This window comes from Synergistaceae bacterium (assembly GCA_012728235.1).
Lineage (GTDB): Bacteria > Synergistota > Synergistia > Synergistales > Synergistaceae > JAAYFL01.
Genome location: JAAYFL010000016.1, coordinates 73,557 through 99,645, shown reverse-complemented (window position 1 = coordinate 99,645; position 26,089 = coordinate 73,557). Strand labels below are relative to the sequence as shown.

The 26,089-nt window shown below is 37.0% G+C and carries 24 protein-coding genes, 4 tRNA genes and 1 pseudogene; 4 read left to right on the top strand and 25 right to left on the bottom strand.

The window, feature by feature from the left end; genetic code table 11:
• From lpxD to lepB, 21 genes are all read right to left on the bottom strand, one after another.
• Positions 1-1,032, bottom strand: coding sequence for a UDP-3-O-(3-hydroxymyristoyl)glucosamine N-acyltransferase (lpxD, locus tag GXZ13_01255; protein NLX74467.1), 1,032 nt, complete (start codon positions 1,030-1,032; stop codon positions 1-3).
• Between the two features lie 19 nt (positions 1,033-1,051).
• Positions 1,052-2,320: a hypothetical protein gene (locus GXZ13_01250; GenBank protein NLX74466.1), complete on the bottom strand. Its 1,269-nt coding sequence runs from the start codon at positions 2,318-2,320 to the stop codon at positions 1,052-1,054.
• Entirely contained in the window at positions 2,304-4,199 is a 1,896-nt protein-coding gene (locus GXZ13_01245; protein ID NLX74465.1) for a BamA/TamA family outer membrane protein, read from the bottom strand. The genes GXZ13_01250 and GXZ13_01245 overlap by 17 nt, the downstream gene beginning before the upstream one ends.
• 87 nt (positions 4,200-4,286) lie before the next feature.
• Positions 4,287-4,937, bottom strand: a complete 651-nt coding sequence (locus GXZ13_01240) for a hypothetical protein (protein NLX74464.1) — start codon at positions 4,935-4,937, stop codon at positions 4,287-4,289.
• A 49-nt stretch (positions 4,938-4,986) separates the two neighbouring features.
• A complete protein-coding gene (locus tag GXZ13_01235; GenBank protein ID NLX74463.1) occupies positions 4,987-5,604 on the bottom strand; it encodes a sigma-70 family RNA polymerase sigma factor in 618 nt (205 codons plus the stop codon).
• 255 nt (positions 5,605-5,859) lie between these two features.
• Positions 5,860-5,935, bottom strand: a tRNA-Thr gene (locus GXZ13_01230).
• Between the two features lie 9 nt (positions 5,936-5,944).
• Positions 5,945-6,020: transfer RNA gene (locus tag GXZ13_01225), tRNA-Glu, on the bottom strand.
• A gap of 7 nt (positions 6,021-6,027) precedes the next feature.
• Positions 6,028-6,103, bottom strand: a tRNA-Lys gene (locus GXZ13_01220).
• Positions 6,104-6,178: 75 nt separating this feature from the next.
• Positions 6,179-6,673 carry a DUF501 domain-containing protein gene (locus tag GXZ13_01215; protein NLX74462.1) on the bottom strand — a complete coding sequence of 165 codons (495 nt, stop codon included), beginning with the start codon at positions 6,671-6,673 and terminating at the stop codon, positions 6,179-6,181.
• Between the two features lie 123 nt (positions 6,674-6,796).
• A complete protein-coding gene (locus GXZ13_01210; GenBank protein ID NLX74461.1) occupies positions 6,797-7,219 on the bottom strand; it encodes a S1 RNA-binding domain-containing protein in 423 nt (140 codons plus the stop codon).
• Positions 7,220-7,328: 109 nt separating this feature from the next.
• A complete protein-coding gene (locus tag GXZ13_01205; protein ID NLX74460.1) occupies positions 7,329-7,694 on the bottom strand; it encodes a response regulator in 366 nt (121 codons plus the stop codon).
• Complete coding sequence (gene codY / locus GXZ13_01200; GenBank protein ID NLX74459.1) at positions 7,694-8,542, bottom strand: GTP-sensing pleiotropic transcriptional regulator CodY; 849 nt, start codon at positions 8,540-8,542, stop codon at positions 7,694-7,696. The genes GXZ13_01205 and codY overlap by 1 nt, the downstream gene beginning before the upstream one ends.
• 26 nt (positions 8,543-8,568) lie before the next feature.
• Positions 8,569-9,459, bottom strand: coding sequence for a tyrosine recombinase XerC (locus GXZ13_01195; protein ID NLX74458.1), 891 nt, complete (start codon positions 9,457-9,459; stop codon positions 8,569-8,571).
• Positions 9,460-9,582: 123 nt separating this feature from the next.
• Positions 9,583-10,920 (bottom strand): methylenetetrahydrofolate--tRNA-(uracil(54)-C(5))-methyltransferase (FADH(2)-oxidizing) TrmFO, encoded by a 1,338-nt coding sequence (locus GXZ13_01190; protein ID NLX74457.1) that lies wholly within the window; start codon positions 10,918-10,920, stop codon positions 9,583-9,585.
• Positions 10,907-13,048 (bottom strand): type I DNA topoisomerase, encoded by a 2,142-nt coding sequence (gene topA / locus GXZ13_01185; GenBank protein NLX74456.1) that lies wholly within the window; start codon positions 13,046-13,048, stop codon positions 10,907-10,909. Before topA ends, GXZ13_01190 begins: the two co-directional genes overlap by 14 nt.
• A 14-nt stretch (positions 13,049-13,062) precedes the next feature.
• Positions 13,063-14,160, bottom strand: a complete 1,098-nt coding sequence (dprA, locus tag GXZ13_01180) for a DNA-protecting protein DprA (GenBank protein NLX74455.1) — start codon at positions 14,158-14,160, stop codon at positions 13,063-13,065.
• Positions 14,145-15,659 carry a YifB family Mg chelatase-like AAA ATPase gene (locus tag GXZ13_01175; protein ID NLX74454.1) on the bottom strand — a complete coding sequence of 505 codons (1,515 nt, stop codon included), beginning with the start codon at positions 15,657-15,659 and terminating at the stop codon, positions 14,145-14,147. The genes dprA and GXZ13_01175 overlap by 16 nt, the downstream gene beginning before the upstream one ends.
• Positions 15,656-16,111 carry a YraN family protein gene (locus GXZ13_01170; GenBank protein NLX74453.1) on the bottom strand — a complete coding sequence of 152 codons (456 nt, stop codon included), beginning with the start codon at positions 16,109-16,111 and terminating at the stop codon, positions 15,656-15,658. The genes GXZ13_01175 and GXZ13_01170 overlap by 4 nt, the downstream gene beginning before the upstream one ends.
• Positions 16,101-16,700 (bottom strand): ribonuclease HII, encoded by a 600-nt coding sequence (locus GXZ13_01165; GenBank protein ID NLX74452.1) that lies wholly within the window; start codon positions 16,698-16,700, stop codon positions 16,101-16,103. The genes GXZ13_01170 and GXZ13_01165 overlap by 11 nt, the downstream gene beginning before the upstream one ends.
• 2 nt (positions 16,701-16,702) lie before the next feature.
• On the bottom strand, positions 16,703-17,536 hold the full coding sequence (rsgA, locus tag GXZ13_01160; protein NLX74451.1) for a GTPase RsgA: 834 nt from the start codon (positions 17,534-17,536) through the stop codon (positions 16,703-16,705).
• Positions 17,537-18,052, bottom strand: coding sequence for a signal peptidase I (lepB, locus tag GXZ13_01155; protein NLX74450.1), 516 nt, complete (start codon positions 18,050-18,052; stop codon positions 17,537-17,539).
• A gap of 366 nt (positions 18,053-18,418) precedes the next feature.
• Between lepB and GXZ13_01150 the strand changes: the two genes are divergently transcribed.
• Together GXZ13_01150 and GXZ13_01145 are read left to right on the top strand one after the other, a co-directional pair.
• A tRNA-Val gene (locus GXZ13_01150) sits at positions 18,419-18,493 on the top strand.
• Positions 18,494-18,814: 321 nt separating this feature from the next.
• On the top strand, positions 18,815-19,003 hold the full coding sequence (locus GXZ13_01145; GenBank protein ID NLX74449.1) for a hypothetical protein: 189 nt from the start codon (positions 18,815-18,817) through the stop codon (positions 19,001-19,003).
• An 8-nt stretch (positions 19,004-19,011) separates the two neighbouring features.
• Here the strand turns inward: GXZ13_01145 and GXZ13_01140 are convergent, their stop codons facing one another.
• On the bottom strand, positions 19,012-20,376 hold the full coding sequence (locus GXZ13_01140; protein NLX74448.1) for a glucose-6-phosphate isomerase: 1,365 nt from the start codon (positions 20,374-20,376) through the stop codon (positions 19,012-19,014).
• A 91-nt stretch (positions 20,377-20,467) separates the two neighbouring features.
• Entirely contained in the window at positions 20,468-20,710 is a 243-nt protein-coding gene (locus tag GXZ13_01135) for an NrdH-redoxin (protein NLX74447.1), read from the bottom strand.
• A gap of 150 nt (positions 20,711-20,860) precedes the next feature.
• On the opposite strand from GXZ13_01135, the pseudogene GXZ13_01130 reads away from it, so the two are divergent.
• A pseudogene (locus GXZ13_01130) lies at positions 20,861-21,706 on the top strand (sulfide/dihydroorotate dehydrogenase-like FAD/NAD-binding protein).
• On the top strand, positions 21,697-23,115 hold the full coding sequence (gltA, locus tag GXZ13_01125) for an NADPH-dependent glutamate synthase (protein ID NLX74446.1): 1,419 nt from the start codon (positions 21,697-21,699) through the stop codon (positions 23,113-23,115). The pseudogene GXZ13_01130 and the gene gltA overlap by 10 nt, the downstream one beginning before the upstream one ends.
• Positions 23,116-23,192: 77 nt before the next feature.
• On the opposite strand, the gene hcp is transcribed toward gltA, so the two are convergent.
• Together hcp and GXZ13_01115 are read right to left on the bottom strand one after the other, a co-directional pair.
• A complete protein-coding gene (gene hcp, locus GXZ13_01120; protein ID NLX74445.1) occupies positions 23,193-24,821 on the bottom strand; it encodes a hydroxylamine reductase in 1,629 nt (542 codons plus the stop codon).
• Between the two features lie 31 nt (positions 24,822-24,852).
• A complete protein-coding gene (locus tag GXZ13_01115) occupies positions 24,853-26,046 on the bottom strand; it encodes an anaerobic nitric oxide reductase flavorubredoxin (protein ID NLX74444.1) in 1,194 nt (397 codons plus the stop codon).
• Between the last annotated feature and the right edge of the window lie 43 nt (positions 26,047-26,089).

Genomic DNA, 26,089 nt, shown 5'->3' with positions numbered 1-26,089 from the left:
TTAATCGTCTTTTTGTGTAAGTCCTTCTATTTTTTCTTTTAGTTCTTTAATTTCTTTTATCAATTTCGGAAGGGTTCTTAATGCTACTTGTTGACGAAGCTCCTCCCTATGTTCTTGTGCGGGGAATCCTGAATATATTTTATCTTTAGGGACATCTTTGATAACACCCGCTCTAGCTCCTATTGTTGTCCTTGCTCCGATTGTGGCGTGATTGGCTATCCCTACTTGTGCCGCAATTGTTACGCCTTCTTCTAAAATAGTGCTACCTGCTATGCCCGATTGTGAAACAAGGATACAATTAGCACCAATACGACAATTGTGTCCTACTTTTACGAGGGAATCAATCTTAGTTCCCTTAGAAATTAGAGTTTCTCCAAAAGTCGCCTTATCAATACAACTGCAAGACCCTATCTCTACATTATCTTCTACTACAACGTTTCCTATTTGTGGAATTCTTAACAACCCTTTTTCTCCATCTGGCATAAAGCCAAACCCATCAGAACCTATTACTGCATTTGAATGAATAATACAATTTTCCCCAATTGTTACGAAATCATGTATTACTACACCCTGTTCAATTATTGTGTTTTTACCTATAGTTACATGCTTACCAATCCAAACATTTCCAAGAAGTACAGCATCATCACTTAATACAGATCCTTCTGAAACTACAGAATTTGGACCAATATAAACATTTTCACCTATAGTCGAATGCCCCGACACTAACGCACTTTTTGATACAAAGGGTTTTTCTATTATGAAAGAATCAAAATATTCAAGCAAAAAGACCAGGGCACGACGAGGATCTTCCACTTCTACGCCAGAAGCCCCTTCGGGGATCCAACCTGGCTTTGTAAGCAATACCATTTTAGATGTTGCTAAAGGAACAAATTTACTTTCCCATAGTGGAGAAATAGACCCGACCTTATATTTATCGATAGACGTTATGCTGTTTATTGAAAGTTCTGGATTCCCTTTGAGAACGCCACCTGTCATGCTTAAAATTTCTTTAAGTTTTAGTTTTTTAGCCATAACTTATCTCCCTAAAAGTCTATAAATTTCCCAAAATTCTTAACCCTAACATATTTGAGTCGCGTGAATCATAATGAAGTTCAAAGGATATATATTCTGTAGCTTTCCAGCCTAAAGCAGTGTTTAACTCGCCATCTTCTCTAATTCTAACCCATGCATAAGGTTTGCGTAAACGAGGGTCAATATTTAATCTTACCCACCATAAATCATCTCTTGATGACCATTCTCCACCTAACCATATATCTCCCCACGGGGACCATCTAACTCCTAAGCGCCCTTCAGGATTCCAATCTTGTAACTGAATAATTCCCTCCCCATACACTTCCATTATCCAGTTTGGAATCACTTCAACTCTTTTCCCTAAGTGTACACCAAACTCAGCTGATTTTTCCTTAGTCCCTGCATATACAGAAGCCCATGCCCCTATCGAATAGCGTCGACTTTCTAGTTTAACATTCATTTGCGAAAGAGGGGCTGCTTTAAACTCTACTTTTGAGAAAGATGCCGTTTTTTCTACAATTCCTCTCGTTTGGAGAAAATTTTCCGCCCAATTATTTATTTCTTTGGAATGAAGCTGTACCCATAATACCGGAAGCCCTATAAAAAGAGAAAATTCCTTCATCAAATCTTGTTTTACATCACCTTGCAAAAGTGTAGGAAGGGAATTTGATATAAAACTAGAATTAAAAGCTAAAATTACTGGCATTTCCGGCGAGAAAGTTACTTCTAACGTTGGTAACTCTTCTTTGGAAAAAACAACAAAAGACGTTCGCCAGCCAGGTAAGATATGAGTCAATTCTTTTTCTATTTCTTCTTTTAGCACAATATCACACCAGGCAAGCGATTCTAATGGCAAACCCTCTACTAATAATTCTATTACCCTCTTAGCTTTAATTAAATCGGATTTAAACCACTCTAAGGGTGCTCCTTTTATCTGTGGTTCATTAAATTCTAAAGCCCAATTATTGGGTGGCTGATCTGCTATGAATTTTAAAGAAACTATTTGTGAGTCAACATTTATTGTATCTAGTCTATAACCTTTGAATAACTTTTCTGAAACAGCAGTAAACACTGCAATCAACTCTGTACTGTTCATTCCTGACGATAGTTTTTGAGCCACAGCGTTTAAACTCCGGCTAACGGCTTTCTCTTGCCAACCGGACAACCCTTCTACGTTAACAGAATAAGAATAAGCAGGGGATATGCAGACAGTAAGAGTTGCGGCAATGAAAAATGCCGCAACCCAGCTTTTAATATATTTAATAATGTAGCTAAAATAATTCTCCAAAACCAAAATGGAACCTGTCTTCACTGCCAGAAGCGTAATCAAGACGCATATTGCCAAGAGGCGTATTTAAACGAACACCAAACCCTGGAGCAGACCCTATATCACTTCCCAAGCTTATATTTGTATCTCTGCGCCAAGATCTACCAATATCATAGAATACGACAAATCCAAAGGCTTTCTCTATTGGAATTCGCAGCTCTAAATTAGCAAGCAGCATGTCTTCACCACGAAACTCTTCATCTTTATAACCACGTAAAGTTGTATCTCCGCCTATTGCATACATTTCTTCGTAAGGGACATCACCAGAAGCCGAACCGAGCATCAATCTAGCTGCAAACATCGGTGGTCTGTCTTGAGTATTTGTAAAAATAGAAGACTCAAAGAAGTTTTTAAATAAGTGCCCTACCGGCAAATAGTATTTGGTTTCTAGCCAATATTTAAAATAATTAAAATCCTTTTTATTTACAGTTGCTCTGCCATACTGGAGGTTCAGAATCTGAACATCTCCCTTACTATAAGGAAGGTATTCATCTATGTTTAGTCGGCGGAAAGATAGTAATCCCGAGTAATAATCACCTTCACCCAGGTCATCAATTACCCTTCTTCCCTTATCATTTATTCTGTCCTTGACATCATCGAAAATCAATCCGTCAGTAGGGACATTTTCAACAGTATGCCAGTCCAGCGTAAAGTACCAGTTATATTTTGAAGTGTCACTAAATTTACGACCAAATCCGTAATAGGCTCCTTTTTTATCCCTGTCATACTTGAATCCATCGGGATAGGTATTTCCCTTAATGTAGTAACCCAAATTATTCCAGGCTCGCTTATAGGCTCCTACTCTCCAAGCTGTAACCTTGCCGCTCATATAGGGTTGCTCATAAGTTATCCAATATTCTGATCTGTTACCCAACTCAAATCCTGTGCCCAGCTTATAACCCTTTCCTCCAATATTTGTGTTTTCGTAGCTCATCCCGCCACCAAAACCACTCTCTGTTCCATAAGCTACATTAAATCCAAGGCGACCAGTTTTTCCCTCTTCAACAGTCAAAATCAATATGACTTCGTCCGCCTTTTCACCTGGTTCGAAGTTGACATTAACGTCACTGAAAAAGCCCACAGCCTGTAACCTATTCAAAGTAAGGCGAAGTTTATTTGAATTAAATAATTCACCCTCTTTTATTTTCATATACCGTCGTACAACATATTGCTTCGTTATTTTATTTCCTTGTATAATAATTTGCTCTATTTTTGGCTCTACTATAATGACAGTTATTTCGTTTCCACTTATTTTTACATCAGCGATATTAGCCATTACATAACCGTCTTTTTGATATTTTTCTTTAATTCTCTGGATATCATTGCGGAAAAATGTTCTGTTAAAAATCATTCCGGGTTTTGTAAAAACTAAATCTAAAAGTTTCTCTGATGAATATACCGTGTTTCCTTCGAATTTTATTGATCCTACGATAGGGTTCTCTTGCACAACAAAAACAACTTCCACTCCTCCGTCTTGGTCTTTTACTTTATAATCGGCGGCCGCGAAGAAGCCTAGTTCAAATATAGATTCAGCATCTTTACGAAGTTTTTCTTCGTCTACTGGTTCATCAATCTTCGTCGTTATAGCACTAAGTATATGTTGAGTAACTACTTCTTTATTTCCTTCAATTTCAATCGAAATCACTTTGGGACCCGGAAGATTAGGTATTTCCTGTTGATCTGTGTCGGTTGCTTTTACACTCTCATTTTCATGAGGAACGATATTGGCCGTATCAGTTTGCACAAGGTTTTGTGCCGTTCGTATATTCTCCCCTAAAATAGCATCTTCAGATGCTTGGGATGTTGAAAAAAATACAAATAAAAAAAGTACACCTAACAAAAAAACGTCTTTTAGGCGAAGATGCAAACGAACCACTCCTCTTGGTAATCTTATTTAATTCCTAGACATATTATTATGGTAATAATATTATTTTACAACCTTAATTCCGAACGAATCTCCTCTTAAGGCTCTCTCTCCAACCTGTATTAATGAGAGCAAATCATCTTGAACTGTGGTTTTTACAAATGACTTATTTTTACTTTCCTGGGCATTACTCTTTAGATTGTCATCAAACAACTCTTCTTTGCTATTTCCCTGTTCTTTTTGGTCACTTTGCTTGGCATTATTTTTATGATTAACAGATGTATTGACGTTTGTCTTAAGAGGCGTCAATGCCATACTTGAACCTTCAGCAAAATTAGAACGAAAAACCGTCAACAATTCTGCCTCTTCTTTTGATAACCAGCTTAAATTTTTTATATTGAAACTATTTTCACTAGACACTTTTGAAACTACTGTCATGTTTTCTGATTCTGTTGCTATCGGGATACTAGTTAAGGAGACAATCAACAAAGCTATACCAATTGTTTTTATATGCAAGGGTATTGTAGATAATATTTTTTGGAATCTAAAATCATGTGAATCTTCTATAAGAATTCCATATAATTCTTCTCTCAATTCACGAGCTTCCGCGTTTAGACAATCAGAAGCAGCCACAGCGGAAGACCACTGTTTGCCTTCACAGGCTCTTGACAGTCTATCCAACCAACGCCTCAATCTTATAATTTTCTTTTTCATAATTTGTCGCCTCTATCCGAAAGAATAAGAATCATAACATTATCACAGGTTAAGGAGTAGAAGTGGTTTTTAGCACCTCATTTTCTAGCCACTGCCTTAATTTAGATAATGCATTTCTACGTATTCTATATACATGGCTGACATCTATTTTTATTTCAGAAGCAACTTCTTTTGCAGCCCTTTGGTCTAAAACCAAAGCCTTTAATATATCGGATTCCTTTTTCGACAAATCTGCTATCGCTTTTTCCAAATCAACGCTCCATTCGGCGGATATAGCATCATTGGATAACAGAGACTGTCTCATGCTCTTTTTTATAAACGCGACTTCATCTGCAGGAACCGGGGCCTTACCCTCAACTCTTTGTAGAAAATTTATAAGGCTACCCTTTATTTTATAATATGCATATGTAGAAAAACGGTTATTTCTACTAATATCAAAACCATCTACGGCTTTAATAAGTGCCAGCATGCCTTCTTGTATCATGTCTGGATAAGAACTATATGAAACCTTGTAGTTTTTCGCAAGCCAATAAACCATTGGCCTGTAAGAAAGTATTAACTCTTCTCTAGCTTCATCATCACCGTTAGAACAAGCCATCCATAAGTCTGCTTCATGTTTTTCTTTTATTTTTTTTAATGTTTGCTCGTTGTTATGATCTTCGCTCATTTTGTGATATCTCCACAACTAAACGTTTTGATAGTCTTTTCATCACGCATTTTAAACAATTTTAACATATATAACTATAAAATAACTAATTCTAGGGAGCTCAAAATCTAACTTTGTATCTACTGTGTTTATAACGAGGGAGATGTTTGAAAAAAATCTTTATAAATACAATTTATTATTTATATTTTATAGAATAAATAAATTTTTCTAAAAAAAAAGATCCCCGATATAATAATCGGAGACCTTAATTATCACTGGAGCCAGCGTCCGGACTCGGACCGGAGACCTGCGCATTACGAGTGCGCTGCTCTACCAACTGAGCTACGCTGGCAGAATAATTTGGCGGTCCCAAGGGGATTCGAACCCCTGTTTTCGCCGTGAAAGGGCGGTGTCCTAGGCCTCTGGACGATGGGACCGCGTAAATGGTGAGCCGTTCGGGACTTGAACCCGAGACACCCGGATTAAAAGTCCGGTGCTCTGCCGACTGAGCTAACGGCTCACGCTAACTACACGATGGGTAATTCTACAGTTTATTGCAAAAATGTCAATAGTTTAGTCAAAAATTTAAAGTTTTTCATAATTTATTCGGGTCACAAAAAGCTTCCGCACATTCTAAAACTCCAATTTTATCGTTTAACCATTGAGCAGCAGGGTGTTTCCTCATACCTAGCCATGTAGCCACTTGTAAGTGAAGGCACTTTACTGCAAAAGGAGCGTGTTTAACGTCTATTCCTCCAACCCCTTTACTGAGTAAATATTCCATTGCCTTATCTGGTATTTTTTTCGTACTACTAGTACTATTTATGGGCTTTATGGTTATAAGCTTCTCTCGTAAACTAGAATAGGCTTTATGCCACTCTTCTACTTCCTTTGGCTTGCTTCGGAATATTTCTTCCAAATTACTAATCTGCTTAGCAGATTCAAGCCTCCCACATTTTTTTATTAAGAATGGACATGTCAACCAAAAGACCGTGGGAAATAGGATTTTTTCTAAAGGTAAAGGACTACAAACTAATACTTGTGGATAGCCAAAAGTACAACGTTTTGCAACCGCAACAATGTAAGACAAATGAAAATTACGTCCCCTATTTTGCTTTAAAAGAATTTTGTGATCATTTTGGGTTAAGGGAGTCCAATGAATTGAACAAGATTCTCCTGGACAATAATAAGAGCTCTCGTTTTTAGAATTCATTTAATTAGGTTTTTTAGCAGAAACGCTTCCCCCTCCGCGTCGTTTCGTTCCACGAGAATCTTTTATTTTGTTATTTAAATCAGCCATTTTTTCATCGCTAAACTTTAAGAAGTTGCTTAATTTTTTTTCAAAATCTTCCTCTCTCTGCTGCGGAACAACGGGTTCTGTTTCTTTTTGCTGAGCTATCTTCATTGAAAGGTCAATTCTATTTTTTTCATCTATTTTTATGACTTTTGCTTTTATTTTTTGTCCTATTTCAAGAATGTCTTCAACTTTTTTTACGTACCCGTGAGAAAGTTCTGAAATATGAATCATTGCTTTTTGACCAGATTCAAGCCTCACAAAAGCCCCGTATGGAGCTATATGCTCAACTGTTCCTGTGAGGACGTCACCAACTACAACTGTTGACGATTTTTCTTCCATTTGCGGTTCAAACCTCCAAATTTTATCTTTGTTTTTAAAAAAATCATTTTACTGTCAACGTTGGATTTTACCATATAAAAACACGTTTGACACAATTTATAATGTTTTTTTATTTAATACATATTTTTTTTAGGACAAGATTTACGTCATCAGTCTGAAATGGTTTTATAAGAAAATCTTTAGCACCAGCTACTATTCCTTCTAGGACCATCTCCTGTTGTCCCAATATACTCAACAAAATTATATCAATTTCTGATTGTACGGATTTGAACGACTTTATGCAATCGACTCCGTTTATCCCAGGCAGTAACATGTCCAATATTAAAATATCAGGAGATAACACTTTAATTTTATCCAGAGCTTCTTCTATACTTGTTGCTTCTCCAACAACCTCATAAGAATTTTGCGAAAGAATTTCCTTAAGAACATTTCTATTATGAGCAGATGCTTCCGCTATTAAAATTTTTTTATTCATCATATTCTCCTTTTATTTTCAAAAACGACTCCTAATTCTTCAAGAAATAAGGGATTGATAACTTTTATATACGTTCCCTTCATACCCAAACTGCTGCTTTCAAGTATGCCGGCACTACCTAATTTTCTTAATGCATTTACAATTACACTTCTGGTAACACCAACTCTATCTGCTATTTTACTGGCAACGATAACCCCTTCGGTAGCACCCAACTCTTTTAACAAGTGTCGAATTGACTCAATCTCTGAATATGAAAGAACTTTCATTGCCATCTGGACAACAAGAAGCTCTCTACTATGTTTCTCTATTAGGCGCCCTCTGTCATTTAAAATTTCAAGCGCAAATACAGTAGAGAGATACTCAGCTAAAACAAGATCTCTAGTGTCAAACTGATGGCCAAACCGTGCTAATATCAAAGTGCCGAGACGTTCACCGGAACCATTAATCGGCACTATAAGAACATTTTTATTTGAATAAGTACAAGGTTGATCTGCATATGCACATAATCCATGATCTGTGTAGTTTAAAACAGATTCTTGTATATTATTCATTTTATATACGTAGGATTTAGGCATTGATTCTGCTAAGAGGATGTCATTCATAATAGAACAGTTATATTCACTAATCCAAGCATATCCTAACAAAGTTCCGTCCTTACTCATTACATAAACATTAGCTACGGATAAATCGGACATAAGCCTTGCAAGTTTAGGATAATCAGGTGCACCTACATTTTTGTTTGATTGTAAAACCCGCCCTACAATCCTGGTTTTCTCCAAAAGATCTTGCATCGCTGCTGGGCTATCTATTTTTGGCCGTGCTTCCATTAATTCCTTTGGCGTCTCCATAAAAATCCCCCTTATCCCCTTAAGTTCTATTCATTTGCTCTTGGGTGGGCCGACATATAACTCCTCTTCGCCTCTTCAACAGTTATAGTAAGGTATCTCTGGGTTGTTGCTATGCTCTCATGTCCTAAAAGCTCCTGAATGATTCGAAGCGGAGCTCCGTTTTCAAGCATGTGTGTTGCGAAACAATGTCTTAACGTATGAGGTGATACCCCATGCAGACCAATTTTAGTAGCTGAACGTAAGACAACTCTGTGCACCGTTCTTACTGTTAATCTTTCTGCGTTGCTTTTTTTTGATGTAAACAAAGGGCCTTTTTGTGTCGTGTTGTTTATTAGAGACCAATCTTCTAACAAACCCAATGTTTTCTTACTAAAAGGAACTATCCTTTCTTTCGAACCCTTACCCATAATTCGAAGAGTCCTTGTCTCCAGATCAATCATTTCCCAATTTAATTCAACCAATTCAGAAACTCTCAGACCGGAACCATACATAAGCTCGAGAATTAACCTATCCCTATCATAATTTTTGCCCAAGCTTGGCCCTTCTGTTAAAAGTCTATCTGTATCCTCATATGAAAGGGCCCTGGGCAAAGAAGAAGGTAATTTCGGTCCTTTCAGAGGTGCTGCAGGATTTGATGATAAAAACCCTCTTATAGTGAGCCATTTTAGGAACCCTCTAACTGCCGAAAGTTTCCTAGCAGCAGATGTTTTTGAAATTCCGATGCCTATTATATTGCTTAAGAAAATCCTTACTGCTTCTAAGTCTATATCTTTTATGTCGCCTATACCTTGCTTTTCTAAATATTCTGAAAATTGCTTTAGGTCCACAGAATAATTGACAAGTGTGTTCTCAGAACGACCTCTTGCTTGTAAGTAGTTTATAAAAGAATCAATATGAGAAAGAATATTGTTAGACATATTATGATTTTAACAGTTATAGCACAAATTTCAATAAATTTATTGTGTAGGGATGTAGTAACTTAAAGATAAAAGGAGTGTTTTTACTTGATTGCATTAAAAACTCTAAATACTTGTTCAAAATCAATCTGAGACAAAAAGATGCTTATACGTATTAATAAATCTATTAATATGTTCCTTAGATCTTTTTGCGTAAGCTTCACAACGCAACGTCCGCTTGTAAATTTTTTTCCCAGGTAATTTGGGAAAGATGCCTAAGTTGACATTCATTGGTTGAAAGGTCTCTGGAAGAGCAGAGTATAAATAATATAAAAGAGATCCCATGGCTGTCTCTGGAGGGAAAACAGGCATTTCATGCCCCATAATATGTGCAAACATAAAAATAGCTGAAGCCATCCCTGTTGAAATACTTTCAACATAGCCTTCAACGCCTGTTATTTGACCCGCTAAATACAGCGGTTCCTCGTTAGACAAACGTAAAAAGCGGTCAAGTACTTTAGGTGCACAAACAAATAGGTTTTTGTGCATAACGCCCTTACGTACGAACTCTGCATTCTTAAGTGCTGGAATTAAACGAAAAACCCTTTCCTGCTCTCCCCACTTTAAATTTGTTTGAAACCCTACCATATTATAGAGTGTGCCATCTTTATTATCTTGCCGTAGCTGTACAATTGCACAAACTTTTTTATTATTATCTATTGCAGAAGTTAATCCGACCGGACGCAATGGACCAAAAAGTAAAGTTTGTACTCCTCTTTTTGCTATCACTTCTATCGGCAAACATCCTTCGAAATGGTGAATTTCTTCTTCAAAACTATGTCTCTGCGCCGTCTCAGCCTCCGTCAAAGCTTCCCAGAACTCATGATATGTTTGTTCATCCATTGGACAATTAATATAATCGCCCTTGTCCCCATATCTATTAGCCTTAAAAGACAATTTTCTGTCGATACTTTCATAGGTAATTATAGGTGCAACCGCATCATAAAAATAAAGAAAATCTGCTCCTACTTTTCTCTTTAATTCTTTTGCGAAGGCTGGTGAAGTTAAAGGACCGGTCGCTATAATTGTAGGTAACGACGGCATTGAAATTTGCTCTTCTCGTATTATCTTTATTTTGGGATGATTGCTTATTTTATTCTCAACTAATTCTGAGAATAGATCTCTATCAACAGCGAGTGCATTCCCAGCAGGGACTTTTGTTCTCTCTGCACATTGAAGGAGCAGACTGTTAAGTGTCCTTAATTCTTCCTTTAAGATCCCTGCTGGGGTTGTTGTATTTTCTCCGCCAAAAGAATTGCTACAAACAAGTTCTCCTAAAAAAGAAGTTGTGTGTGCCGGAGTTGTTTTATTTGGCCTCATTTCATATAAATGCACATGAATGCCTCGCTCTGCTAATTGCCAGGCAGCTTCTGTTCCAGCCAAACCCCCACCTATAACTATTACTGTTTTAGTCTGACTCAATTTTCTTTGTTAAAGCAGAACCTTCTGCCCCGTTTTTGTTCGCTTTTAATTTGGGGTTTTGCCACGTTATATAGTCACAGTCAGGGAATCTCGAACAACCGTAGAAAAAACGTCCCTTAACTTTGCCTTTTGTGGCTCTTCTTCTTACAAGTTCTCCCTCTTCGCATTTAGGACATTTGATTCCAATGCTTCGGACTATTTTTCTTGTGTATTTACAGTCAGGATACCCAGTGCACGCAATAAATTCCCCAAATCTGCCATGCTTTATAATCAGCTCGTTTCCACAGTCGGGACATTTTTCGCCAATAAACTCAGGTTCAGGATGCATATTCTCGGCATTTTTTGCCACATCATCTAATATTGGCTTAAAACCACTCCAAAACGAAGATATTATTTCACGCCACTGCTTTTTACCCGATTCAATCTTATCAAATTCTTCTTCCATTTCAGCCGTAAAGTCTTCATTGATAAAATCAGAAAAATATTTTATTAAAAACTTATTTACCAATAATCCTAGTTTAGTTGGGATTAACCTCTTATCTTCTTCAGCAAATTCGACATATCTACGTGTAAATAACGTGTCTATTATTACCGCATAAGTAGAAGGACGTCCTATCCCCTTTTCTTCAAGCACTTTTATTAATCCTGCTTCTAAGTAACGTGCTGGTGGTTTTGTGTATTTCTGATCTTTCTTTATATCTATAACTTGTAAGGGCTCACCATCTACTGCCGTTTCTATAATTGTGCTCTTTACTCCCAGAGGATAAAGTTTTCCCCACCCATCAAAGTCCACTACAATTCCTGCCTGTTTCAAAGTATAGTCTCCACTACTACATGTGATTGTAGATCGAGATATGCGTGCAGCTTCTGTTTGACTAGCTATAAAACGACTCCATATGAGATTATACAAACTATATTGTTCGGGAGATAAAAATTCTTTTATAGATTCTGGTGTTAAAGATGGGTCCGTTGCTCTTATCGCTTCATGTCCATCCTGTATGTTAGCTTTATCCTTGTATTCATTAGCTTTTGTTGGCAAATATTCTTTGCCTAATTCTTTCTCTATATATTCTCGAGCCGCACTAATCGCTTCTGGTGCGATCCTTAAACTATCTGTTCTCATATAGGTAATCAATCCAGTAGGACCTCTTCCTGGCATCTCTACTCCCTCATAAAGAGATTGTGCTATTCTCATCGTTCTTTTTGAGCCGAAACCGAAACGGCGTGAAGCCTCTTGCTGCAGGGTGCTTGTCTTAAATGGAGGCAACGCTGATTTTGTCGTGCTCTTTTTTGAGAAATTATCTACTTTTAGAATATTGTCTTTTATTTCTGTCTCTATTTTTTTTGCCTCGTCGGCATTCTTAATTTTTAAGGACTTACCTTTATATTTATCAACCCGTAAAAGATAGTGTCTATTTTCTCCATCAACCGACTTCGCATTAACATCTATCAGCCAGTATTCTTCAGGAATAAACTTGTTTATTTCGTCTTCTCTGGCACAAATTATTTTTAGGGCTACTGATTGCACTCGACCGGCAGAAAGTCCTTTTTGCACCTTATTCCAGAGCAATGGGCTAAGTTGATAACCGACTAAACGGTCCAACACCCTGCGTGCTTGTTGTGCATCCACCCTGTTCATATCAATTGTGTCTGGTTTAGATATAGCTCCTATTACTCCATTCTTTGTAATTTCATGCATCCTTATCCTACACTTTGTTCTTGGATCTAACTCAAGCAATGTTGCTAGATGCCATGAAATGGCTTCTCCTTCGCGGTCAGGGTCCGATGCTAAGAATGTCGTCTTACTTACAGATGATGCGTTTTTAAGCTCTTTAATTAACTGCGCTTTTCCTCTTACATTAATATACTCGGGGTCAAAGTTGTTTTCGATATCAATTGCCAATCGTGCTTTAGGTAAATCTCTTACATGTCCAATGCTGGCTAAAACCTTATATTCATTTCCTAATATTTTCTCTAGAGTTCTTGCCTTGGCAGGAGACTCAACAATTACGAGTTTTTTCCCCTCAAAATCAGAAACTTTTACGCTCCCCTTTTTAGCTGTCTTCTTGCTTGTCTTTTTAGGAGCAATTTTTTTAGTTTTAATTTCTACATCTTTTTTTGTAGTCATATATGACACCTCTTTCAGATATTTACGCTATACCTGCCGGGAGCTGATGTGTAAACTATTTCTTTTGCAGATAAAATCGCAATCGTTTTTAATACGTTTGCGGCGTCCATCTTAACTTCATTTGCGATATTGTCTATAGTGTGCCCACCTGAACGAAGTAGAAAATGCACTACTGTTATCTCTTCTGAAGACAGGGACTCTATATTTATTTTTTTCAATTTGTCTGACACATTAGAAACAGATTCAAAATGCTCTTGGATACCCCAAAAAACATCATCGTTGATATAAGGATATGCACCATCAAAAATAAGCCTGTTACAGCCTTCTGAAACTTGCATATTTATAGGGCCGGGAACAGCCCAAACCTCCTTGCCTAGATCTATGGCGATCCGGGCCGTGATCATAGCTCCACTTTTTATAGGGGCTTCTACCACTATAAGCTTCTCTGAAAGAGCAGCTACTATCCTATTTCTTCTAGGGAATCTCCACGGTTCCCCTTTTGTTCCTAGCGGGAACTCTGAAATTAACGCACCTTTTTCACGGATTCTAGCAAAAAGCTCTGAATTTGAGCGAGGATAATCTATATCTACTCCATTTCCTAAAATAGCAAAAGTTCTACCATTAATTTTACAAACACCGGAGTGAGCAAATTCATCTATACCTGATGCTCCCCCACTTATTAAAGATATGTTTGCTTGTGCAGAACACATTCCAATGCGCTCCGCTATTCTTTGCCCGTATACTGTTGATTTCCTTGTTCCTACGACGCCAATGGTCTTAAAAGAAATGTTTGTTGTATGTCCCTTCCAATAAAGTAGTAATGGCGCATCTTTTAGAACAGAAAGAGTTTCTGGATAGTTGTTATCGAGAAATGTCGTTATTTTTATACCAAGTTTTTGGCTTTTTTCAATTTCTCTTTCAGCCCATCCCCTTTTTTCGTCTTCTCTTATTTTTGTTAATGCAGATTCAGTAAATCCTAATTCCTTAACTTTTTCAATGCTGCTTTTCCATAGCATTTCAGGACTCATTTTTTTTGCTATTATCTTTTCCCAAGCCCGGACATCTAAGCCCGCTTTATTTAACAAAAGTAGTGCTTTTAGGACCTCATCCACGAAAGAGCTTCTCCTTCTCTATAGCTTAACGCCTCTGCGACATGTTGTATTTCTATTCGCTCTGTATCTTCAAGATCTGCTATCGTACGTGAAACACGAAGCACTCTAGAAAGACCTCTACCCGAAAGTCTAACTCTATTAAGTGATTTCAATAAAAATTCTCTTACTTCGGGTTTAATTTGCACATGATGACGAAGAATTTTTTCTGGTATTTCTGAGTTACACTGAAATCCTAATTTATTCCATCTTTTTTCCTGACGTAAACGAGCCTCTTTTACTCTTTTCCTAACATCAAAACTACTTTCACCGTTTTTGCCTTCTAGTGATACAAGCTCCTCCGGCATAAGTCTTGGAACTGATATGTGCAAGTCAATTCTATCTAATATAGGACCGGATAAACGCCTTCTATAACGATCTAATGCAGAAGGAGAACAGCTGCACCGCTCAACAGGATCTCCGTAGTACCCACATGCACATGGATTACATGCTGCAACCATAAGAACCTTGGCGGGGTAAACTACACTTCCAGCGGCTCTGCTTACCGTTATATGTCCATCTTCCAACGGTTGGCGAAGGGACTCCAAAACATCCCGTGTAAACTCAGGAAATTCATCAAGAAAAAGAACTCCTCTCGAAGCCAAACTTATTTCTCCTGGACGTAGATGCACTCCTCCGCCACATAGTGCAACGGCACTCGCGGTGTGATGCACTGATCGAAAGGGCCTTTCCTGCAAAGTTGAAAAATCTACTCCTGCCGTACTTTTTAGCAAGAGTACCTCTATTAATTCTTCATACGAAAGAGGTGGCAAAATGCTCTTTAAAGCCCGGGCCAACATTGTCTTTCCAGAACCTGGCGACCCTACAAAAAGAATATTATGATGTCCGGCCGCAGCAATTTCTAGTGCTCTTTTAGCTACGGTTTGTCCTTTTATATCTGAAAAATCGGGATTTGCTTCCGGCTCTATATCGTTTATAAAAGTGTGCTCAACCAGAGGTAGTTCCTTCTTACCCTTCAAATGTTCAAATAAGTCGTTCAAAGTTGAGACTTTGTATGCTCTTATTCCCTCTATGAGCCCTACTTCATCGGCATTTTTTTCAGGTATATACAAATCAAAGTTTTTCTCTTTTGCTAAAAAAGCAGCAGGTACTGCTCCTTTTACCTTTCTCAGCCGCCCATCTAATGCTAATTCTCCTAGAAATAACGAGGGGTTCTTTACTTTTACCCCCCCCTGTGAACAGGCAATACCAACTGCCATTGACAAGTCTAATAGTGCTCCTTCTTTGGGTATATCTGCCGGAGCAAGATTAATGGCCACTCTCCCTTTGATGTTTATGCCTACACTCCTCAGAGCTGCTCTAACTCTTTCTCGCGCTTCTTTAACAGCAGTATCCGGTAACCCTACTACTGATATTTGAAATAGCCCCCCTGTTGTTTCAACTTCCACTTCCACTGGAATGGCTTGTATTCCGCGCAATGTAATTCCGGAAACATAATTCACAGTATCGCCTCCGTGATATTTTTTATGTGTTCAGTATCGTAAGAATTATCTTCTTTTACCGTAATTGCCAGAAGGTCTATTCTCCAAAAAGCGGAGTATTGTTTGTTCTCTACCCAAGTCCTACACGATCGAATAAGTTTTTTGAGTTTTTCTGGTCCTACTGTTTTATCAGGGGGCATTATCTTGCCAATCGTTCTCGTTCGAACTTCTACAAAAACTAAGTCACAGGTTTCACTGTCTTTTGCAATGATATCTATTTCGCCCCAACGATACCTGACGTTTCTATCGATTATTTCATAATCGTTAGATACCAAATACTCGCACGCGATATCTTCTCCCATTCTACCTAGACGTAAATGTTTTGGAAGAGAAATAGTTTCAGTTTCTTTTATATCTCTCTTCTTTACTGCATGCTCTTTAATATAAAGTTCAAGTGCTCTCTCAAGAGACATTTTCTTCAGAAATGAGCACACCTCTAAAAGACATCCTATGTATTGGAGAGGGGCCAATTTTTTTTAATTTTTCTCTATGTTTTAAGGAGGGATATCCCTTATTAGATGCAAAGCCATATTCAGAATAGATTTTATCTAATTCAATCATTGCATTATCGCGTAATACTTTTGCTATCACTGATGCTAAAGCTATCACCGGAACCCTGTCATCTCCTTTGACAATACATTTCTGTTTTATAGATACATTAGGAATGTTCTGATTCCCGTCAACAAGAACTAAGTCCGGAACAATAGGAAGTTTTTCAATGGCTCTTCTCATGCACCACAATGATGCTTGTAATATATTGATACTATCTATTTTTTGGGGAGATGCAGCCTGTGCCCTCCAAACAACTCCTAGTTCTGACAATCGTAAAAAAAGCCTCATTCTTATTTTATGAGAGATTTTTTTTGAATCGCGCAGTCCTTCTCCTAGAAGAATAGCGTGTTGGCGTTTATTTATAATTACTGCTGCTGCAACAACAGGACCTGCTAAAGGACCGCGTCCAACTTCATCAGTACCAGCTATTACAGGAATATGCCCCAGCATAATTAAAGAAGCTCCCATAGAGGAGGCTCATTGGGTTTTTCCAAACTCATACATCCAAATTTTCCTGTAGCAAAGGCTTCTAGAAAAATCTTGCCTGAAGTTTCCAAATCTATAACACCACCGGGTAATAGTTTTCCCAACCTATTCCCAATATTTTTTAATATATCTGAAGTTGTACCTTCAGGTTTTATACCCCATGTTTTCTCTAATCCAGACCAAATATCTTTTTTAATCATAAAAGATATGCACTCTTTTGCGTGTTCTTCGTAACTACCTATTACTTGTCCTTTTGATGATCCAATCCAAGAAAGAATTCTATGAGCTCTTTTGTCACTGTGCGGATCAAGTATCCCCGGGGAATCTGCCAATAGGAATCCTTGACCTCTAAACCACGAGACACCTTTTGTTACACCTGGGACTCCCCCTACTAATGCTGCTTTACGTCCAACAAGTTGATTAATTAGGATTGATTTCCCAACGTTAGGTATGCCCACAACCGCCAATCTCAGATCTCTGTAATAAGGCTTCTTTCTCGTTATATCTTTTTTTAGTTTACTTACATTCCCTTTTCTTAGGTCTAAGGATTGTGCCATCATGCCTTGTTTATTTAAAAAACGAACCCATTCATTAGATACGTTTTTTTCAGACAAATCTGCTTTTGAAAGAACCACTATTATTTGAATTCTATTTTCAAAAATATCTAATAAGGGGGACGAAGAAAGGTTCGGGGCCCTAGCGTCCCGAACCTCAATTATAAAATCTATTGTATTGGCAAGTGCTTCTAACTGTCTCTTGCCTTTTGCCATATGGCCAGGGTACCAAACTGTACGGCCCATTTATTTAATTAATCCAATCCTCGTTATTGGCCAATATCTAAAAACAGCGGGACCTCTCAAAAATTTCTTGGGCACAAATCCCCAGAAGCGTCCGTCTTGAGAATTGGGTCTATTATCTCCCAAACAAAAATATTTTTTATCTGGGACTTCTATAGGTTCCATGTCGTATGTATCTGTATTTTTAACGTAGGGTTCAAATAATTCTTTCTCATTTATGTAGACTGTACCATCGCGTATTTCGACTTTCTCTCCGGGTAACCCGATTATTCTTTTCACGAAATCCCTTCTGGGGTCAACTGGATACTTAAATACAGCTATTTGTCCTCTTTCAGGCTCTGTTTTTGGTAAAGAATACCAAAACTTTAAAACAAGTACTCGATCCCCTATTTCTAATGTTGGGACCATAGAAGAGCTTGGAATCCAAAAAGCTTGGATAACAAAAGTCCTTAATATAAGAGCTAATATCAAAGCCCAAAAAACAGTTTCAATTGTTTCACGCCACCATGGTTTCGGCATGTCTATATAACCTCCAATATATTATATCAATAATTATTTAACTCAATTTGTACACAAGTCAAAAACACAAATGTTTATATTCACAGTGAACATAGAAACTTTTCCTAACTCTTTATGATTTTTGATAGTCAAATGTTTTTTTAAATTAGTTTTACACATTAATACTAATGCAAAATAGAAAAAATTACTTTTTTAGAAACACTAAAGAGTCCTTTGCTATATAATATATATACTCAATTAGTTACTAAGTGTAACATATAACCTATATAAATTTAATACGCTTTATAGTAATTTAAAAAACTCTTTAATGTGATTAACAGTTGATAAAAAACAGTTTAACTAGTATACTTTCTTTGCTTTATTTTAGGGCGATTAACTCAGCGGTAGAGTATCACCTTCACACGGTGGAAGTCGATGGTTCGAACCCATTATCGCCCACCAGACAATTATTAAGCGATTTCGAGATCTCGAAATCGCTTTTTTACTACTATTTATAATCTGATATTGAGAGAATTTCAAGCTTTATCTTCTTCATATACTTTATTTTTAATATAACCTTATAGATATATTATACCAGCTAAAACAAGCAATATAAATTGGCAAATAGTATATTTATTATCCAAAATATTCTAATTATGTTTATTATATATTTTTAGTTTTAACTAAATTACTAAGTTTTTGTTTTGTTACTAGCTCATTAAGCTTTGTTGTAGTAACATGTATATAGACCTAATATTATAGTATTTTCGGAGGTTTCTTTATATGGCAAAACAGCAGGACGAAGGCGTATACTTATATATTGACGATAGCGGAGCAAGATACATAACGGTCGTTGACGCATTCGGGGAAGCCAATATGATCCCCTGGAAACAGCCGGGAGAAAAAGGGAATGTAATTGAGAAAAGTTGGAATTTACAGGGACAATTTATAAAACTTACTATATCTTACTAGTCTAAAGGTTAAAATTTTATAGATTTGTTTTTAAGTTTTGTAATATATTCTTTTACTTCTTTTACATCATCTGTAAAATCTTTACAACCCATAAGTCCGCGCGTATACCGCTTCCCCTGCTCAACACTAGGCTGATTGAAAGGATTTATATCTTTCATTTTCCCAGTGAGAGCTGTTAAAAACTGATAAAAAAAGATTAGAGCTCCCAGTGTTTTTTCGTCCAATCTTTCTAGCTCAATTAGCACTACAGGACGTTCTGATTTTATTAAAGCAGCAACAGTGCTAATCGCTTCTAATTTCAACATCTCTCCTATCTCCATAGAATTAAGATATGAAAGCGAAGAGAAGGCCTTTATATCAGTGCTGGGAATAAAAATCTCTTCATCTTGTTTTTTTATCGTAATAATTGTAAAAAACTTGTCTTCTGGGCCATCCAAATATAGTTGAAGCTGTGAATGTTGATCAGTTGCACCAATTGAACGCAGAGGGGTGGTCCCTTTTCTCTCTTTACCCAAGCTCTCACCCCAAAGCTGAGCAAACCACTCTGTAAAAAATAACATCTTACTGGAGTAAGGCATCATTACAGATATATGTCTGCCTGACTTTTCATGAAAACAATTTAGTTTTGCCAAAATACAAGCTGGATTAAGGTCGCAATCAGACGAAAAAAGGAACTTGCTCATTTTTTCCGCTCCAAAAAGTAAGTTGTCTATATTAATTCCCATCGCATGTGCCGTTACGAGCCCTGCTGATGATAATACAGAGTATCTCCCGCCTACTGATGATGGCAAGTCAATAACCTTACAACTACACTCCTTAGAGAAATCCCTAAACATACCGTCATTGGGATCAGTTATAACTAATATATTATTATCTACGTCCCCCCGCACAAAATCGAGGGTCTTCATTTTTTCCCTAAACCACAAGAATTGTGCTGTAGTTTCTACGGTATTACCAGATTTACTTACTCCTACAAGAGCAACGCTACCTTTTTTTATTTTATTCCAGATGGAAATCATTTTTACAGGGTCAGGATTGTCGGCTACGTAAAACTTAGGGTGATTTTCTAAATCATTAAAATAGTCACCTAAAATTGCCTGATTGAGCATAAGAGAACCTAATGAAGAACCGCCAATCCCGACCTGCACTATAGAGTCATAACCCTTAAGCCAGTCTCCCATCGCTTTAATAGTGGTCAGATTGCTTTCGGGAAGTGAAAGCCAACCATAACCACTAAGATCAGAATCCTGTCCTTTTAAGGAATCAAGTGCTCTAATACAAATGGTATTATATGTTTTATTGAGTTTTTCAAAAGACACGTTGGAAGTGCCTAGTGCAGAGCCAAAATTAAATTCTATAATAGTATCGTTCATTTCTACCTCCTGAATATATCAAACACTATTTCAGAATATCTTAAAATGTATATGAAAAGATATATCCTGGTAAGCAGGCTATTATTCTTTATTAGATAATTTTTTGCTCTTGAAGGGTACTCTTAATTTCGTCAGCATTAAAACCTACTATGAATTTCTCCCCTATTTGAACAACTGGAACACCCATCTGATTGGTTTTCTTTACTACAAACATTGCAGCTTCTTTGTCTTCCGCAACATTTTTTACCTCAAAAGAAACTCCGAGTGAAGTAAGATACTCCTCTGCTTTAACACACCATGGACAAGTTTTTGTTGAATAAACGATAACTGACATTGCATTCTCTCCTTTGTGCTTATATTTTTGATTATATTAATTATATTTATTTTTTTATTATAGCCTAAATTAACTATTACGCACGAAAAAAAACCTAATTTATCATTTATAATTAAACACATTATGTTTTGAAATCCAAGGAGGTTCGTCATGTTTACCATTGTTTCTAAAGAGAGTATTGCTCCGAGTGAATTTGATATTTGGATCAAAGCTCCACGAATTGCACAACAAGCAAAAGCAGGGCAATTTGCTGTTCTGAGACTTGATGAATCTGGAGAAAGAATTCCTCTAACAATAGCCGATAGTGATGAGAATAAAGGCTTAATTAGATTTATATTTCAAGTCGTAGGAAAGACTACAGCAAAAATGTCAATGCTGAACATAGGAGAAAGCATTCTGGATATTTTGGGTCCGCTAGGAACCCCAAGCAAAATTAAAAACTATGGTTCTGTTTTAATGATTGGCGGCGGGGTTGGAATTGCAGCTCTTTACCCCATAATAAAAGCACTCAAAATAGAAAATAATCGAGTAATTACAATTCTGGGGGGCAGAACTTCTGATCACGTTATAATGAAGGATGAATGTGCGAAATACTCCGATAAATTAATAATAACAACTGATGACGGATCTGAAGGCACTAAAGGGGTTGTAACCGATGCAATAAGAGCTCTCATTTAAAATGGAGAAAATTTTGACTATTCATGGTGTATTGGCCCAACAATAATGATGAAATACTGCTCATTAACAGCCAAAGAAATTAATCTCCCAATCTATGTTTCTTTAAATTCCTTAATGGTGGATGGAACAGGAATGTGTGGATGTTGCCGTGTTTCCATTGATAGCAAAATTCTCTTCACCTGTGTAGATGGACCTGAGTTTGACGGCCAAAAAGTCGATTGGAATGAACTAATGAATAGGCTTAAGCAATATAAAACAGAAGAAAATAAATCCTCTGAAAAATACTTATCAGAAGTAGGTGAACATCCTTGGCTTTAGATTTTTCAAAAGATAAAACCCCCATAAAAGAACAGGATCCCAATTTAAGAATAAAGAATTTTGAAGAAGTTTGTCTGGGATATTCATTGCATGAAGGGATGTTAGAAGCAACAAGGTGTATAAATTGTAAAACTAAACCTTGCGTTTCCGCTTGTCCTGTTTCTATAGACATTCCCACTTTTATAAAACAAATCAAAGAGAACGATTTAAAGGCTGCTGCTACTACGATAGATAAATACACAAATTTACCTGCAGTATGCGGGCGAGTTTGCCCTCAAGAATCACAATGTGAAGGTGTTTGTACTGTTGGCAAAATAAAGGGTTTCCAACCAGTAGCAATTGGGAAGCTTGAACGACTAGTGGCGGATTGGAAATATACTAATAAAAAAACATCTAAAAGTGAAAATATAAAAAATTCTTTTAAAAAAGGAAACGTGGCAGTAATAGGTTCCGGCCCTTCAGGGTTAACAGTTGCAGGTGATTTGGCAAAACTTGGCTATAAAGTAATAGTTTTTGAAGCACTTCATTACGCGGGAGGTGTTTTAACATATGGCATACCAGAATTTAGATTGCCCCAAAAAATTGTAGAAACTGAAATCTCTGCAATGAGAAAACTTGGCGTGAAAATAGAATGTAATGTATTGGTCGGTAAAACAATTACAATGCAAGAAATAATGCAAAAATTTGACGCTTGCTACATATCCGTGGGGGCAGGCACTCCCCTTTTTCAAGGGATCAAAGGGACTAATCTGAATGGGATATACTCAGCAAGTGAATATTTAACCAGAATAAATCTTATGCATAGTTATAAATTTCCTCTTTACGATACTCCTGTAAAAATGGTTAAAAACGTCGCAGTTATAGGAGGAGGAAACGTTGCAATGGACGCGGCACGTTGTGCCAAAAGGCTTGGAGCAAAGAACGTTACTGTATTCTATCGCCGTACGCTTGATGAATTGCCGGCTCGAATTGAAGAATACTTTCATGCCGTTGAAGAAGGAATACGCTTTAGCTGGCTCACTAATCCAATAGAATATTCTGACAATGGGAAGGGAGAGGTTGCTTCCATTAAATGCATTAGAATGGAACTTGGGACGCCGGATGAATCCGGACGGAGAAGACCTATCCCAATCAAAGATAGTGAGTTCTCTCTCAAAGTAGACTGTGTGATTGAGGCAATTGGTCAAGGAGCAAATAAGGTCCTTTTAGACACCTTCCCTGAGTTGGAGTTAAATAAAAAAGGCTATATTAAAGCTGATCCGAAAACTGGAGCTACATCTGTCCAAGGAGTATATGCGGGTGGGGATATTGTAACGGGAGCAGCTACTGTTATTCTTGCCATGGGTGCTGGTAAAACTGCAGCTATTGCGATAGATGAATATATTAAAAACAAAAAAACTAATAAATAGTCTGATTAAATAAAAATAGGAGGGAGATGCCAGACTGCAATCACTCCTATTTTTATTTTAAATTGCTTCTATACTTTTTATGCCATAAACATGGCAACATCATCCTCAACCGTACCAATTCCAGCTATACCAAAGTTTTCGATTAACACTTTAGCCACGTTGGCAGATAAAAATCCAGGAAGCGTAGGACCAAGGTGTATATTTTTAACTCCAAGATATAGAAGGGCCAGTAAGACGATGACAGCTTTCTGTTCATACCAAGCAATATTATACGCGATAGGAAGTTTGTTCACATCATCAAGCCCGAATACTTCTTTTAGTTTTAAGGCTATTAGTGCAAGAGAATAGGAATCATTGCACTGTCCAGCATCGAGGACTCTGGGAATACCTCCGATATCGCCAAGATCAAGTTTATTATAACGATATTTTGCACAACCGGCAGTAAGAATTATTGTGTCTTTAGGTAGTTTATTTGCAAAATCTGTATAGTATTCTCTTGATTTCATTCTGCCATCACAGCCAGCCATAACAAAAAACTTCTTAATAGCACCAGATTTAACTGCTTCAACTACTTTATCCGCTACAGCAAAAACCTGGTTATGGGCAAACCCACCAACGATGTGTCCTGTTTCTATTTCTTTCGGGGCCGGCAAGGTTTTAGCCATTTTAATAATTGCAGAAAAATCTTTTTTCCCAGAAACATCTGTAAGAATATGTTCGCATCCTGGGAATCCTGCGGACCCTGTTGTGAAGATTCGTTTTTTAACCTCTTCTTTTTTTGGAGGAACTATACAATTTGTTGTAAAAAGAATAGGACCATTAAAAGATTCAAATTCTGAAACCTGCTGCCACCATGAACCTCCATAATTGCCTGCGAAGTTATCATATTTCTTAAAAGCCGGATAATAATGAGCAGGTAACATTTCACCGTGAGTATATACATCTACTCCTGTACCAGTTGTTTGCTCTAACAATTGCTCTAAATCAGTAAGGTCATGACCTGAAATTAGAATGGCAGGGTTTTTTCTTACCCCAATGTTAACATTAGTAATCTCAGGATTACCATATTTAGAGGTATTAGCCTCATCAAGTAAAGCCATTGCTTTTACACCATATTCACCTGTTTTAAGTGTTAAAGCTACAAGTTCATCTACACCTAAGTTGTCATCTATAGTCGCCGCGAGTGCTTCGTATATGAAAGAATTTATTGAAAGATCTTCTTTACCTATATTAAGAGCATGTTCCAAATATGCGGCCATACCCTTTAATCCATAAATCACAAGTTCTCTTAAGGAACGAACATCTTCATTCTCAGTAGCCAGGACGCCTACAGTTGTTGCTTTTTTCAACATGGACTCTTTTGTATCTGACTCAAAAAGAGCTGAATCATGCAATTTATCACTTTGCACCTTATCTCTTAATGTGTTTCTAAGTAATAACATTTTTGTAATTTGTCTTTCTATCGCCTCTGAATCAAAGTTAGCGTTTGTAATGGTCATGAAAAGACTTCTTAGAACTTCATGATTTGTCTCAGGAATGTCTGCTGTTACGACTTGGCCTTTTACAACTATATCAGAAACTCCTTTTAAGGTATAAATCAATAAATCTTGAAGATTTGCAACCTCCTCGTTTTTTCCGCAAACCCCGGTCACTGTGCAACCTTTATTCATTACGGTCTCTTGACACTGATAACAAAACATACTCATAAAAATTCTCCTCTCTTTGGATTATTTTAAATTACTGTGCTTTTGCTATTTTTATCCCGAAGTTTAAGGCTTCACTCTTTACATTTTCATCAGGATTCCAATTATTTTTCAATCCGTCTTCATCAATTAAAGTAAACCCTGCATCTCGCATCGACTCAGAAATGACTTTTGTAGCCTCCCCACTCCATCCGTAACATCCAAATGCAGCAGCTTTCTTATTTTTAAATTTAAGACTCTTCATTAGCTGTATAAAACCAGCTACTTTATGAAGTACGTTGTTCCCTACAGTGGGGGAGCCTATGAGCACCGTTTTTGACTTAAATACCTCTGTAATCAAATCGTTGCTGTCATTCTTTGCCAAATTAAAGAGCTTGACAGTAACATCTTTATCTACGGATTCTATCCCTTCAGCTATTTTCTCTGCCAAGGTTTTAGTGGCACCCCACATTGTTTCATATATGATAGTTATTTGATTCTCTTGATAATTGTCTGACCACTTAGAATAAAGATCCACTATTTGCATTGGATTTTCTCTCCAAATAACACCGTGGCTTGTCGCAATAATATCTATGTCCAAATTTAAAGATAAAATTTCACTTAGTTTTCTTTTTAGAATTGGGCTAAAGGGAGCCAAAATATTTGCATAATATTTTATTGCCTCGCCATTTAACTCACATTGGTCAACCAGATCGTTATAAAGTTTTTCTGTCGCATAATGCTGTCCAAATGCATCATTACTAAATAAGATGTTGTCCCTAGTAAGATAAGTTGCCATGCTATCAGGCCAATGCAACATAGACATTTCTACAAATATTAATTCCTTGCCGTTTCCTATATCTAACTTATCTCCAGTTTTAACTATATTAAAATTCCAATCTTGGTGATATTGTCCTTTAAGCGATTTCACTGCGTTCGCAGTGCAATATATCGGTTTATCTGGAATCAATTTCATTAATTCCGGGAGAGCACCGCTATGGTCAACTTCACCGTGATTTATAACAATATAGTCGATATCTTCAAGATTAATTTCTTTTTGTAAATTGGAAACGAACTCCTCTGCAAAAGGCTGCCATACTGTATCTATTAATACTGTTTTCTCTTCTTCTATAAGATAGGAATTGTATGTTGATCCTTTATGTGTCGAATAGTCGTCACCATGAAATTTAAGAAGTTCCCAGTCTACCTTGCCAACCCAAGAAACATTATTTTTAATCAGTTTTTTCACTATAGTTCACACCTTCCTTATTTTATTTTCTACAATTTTTTAT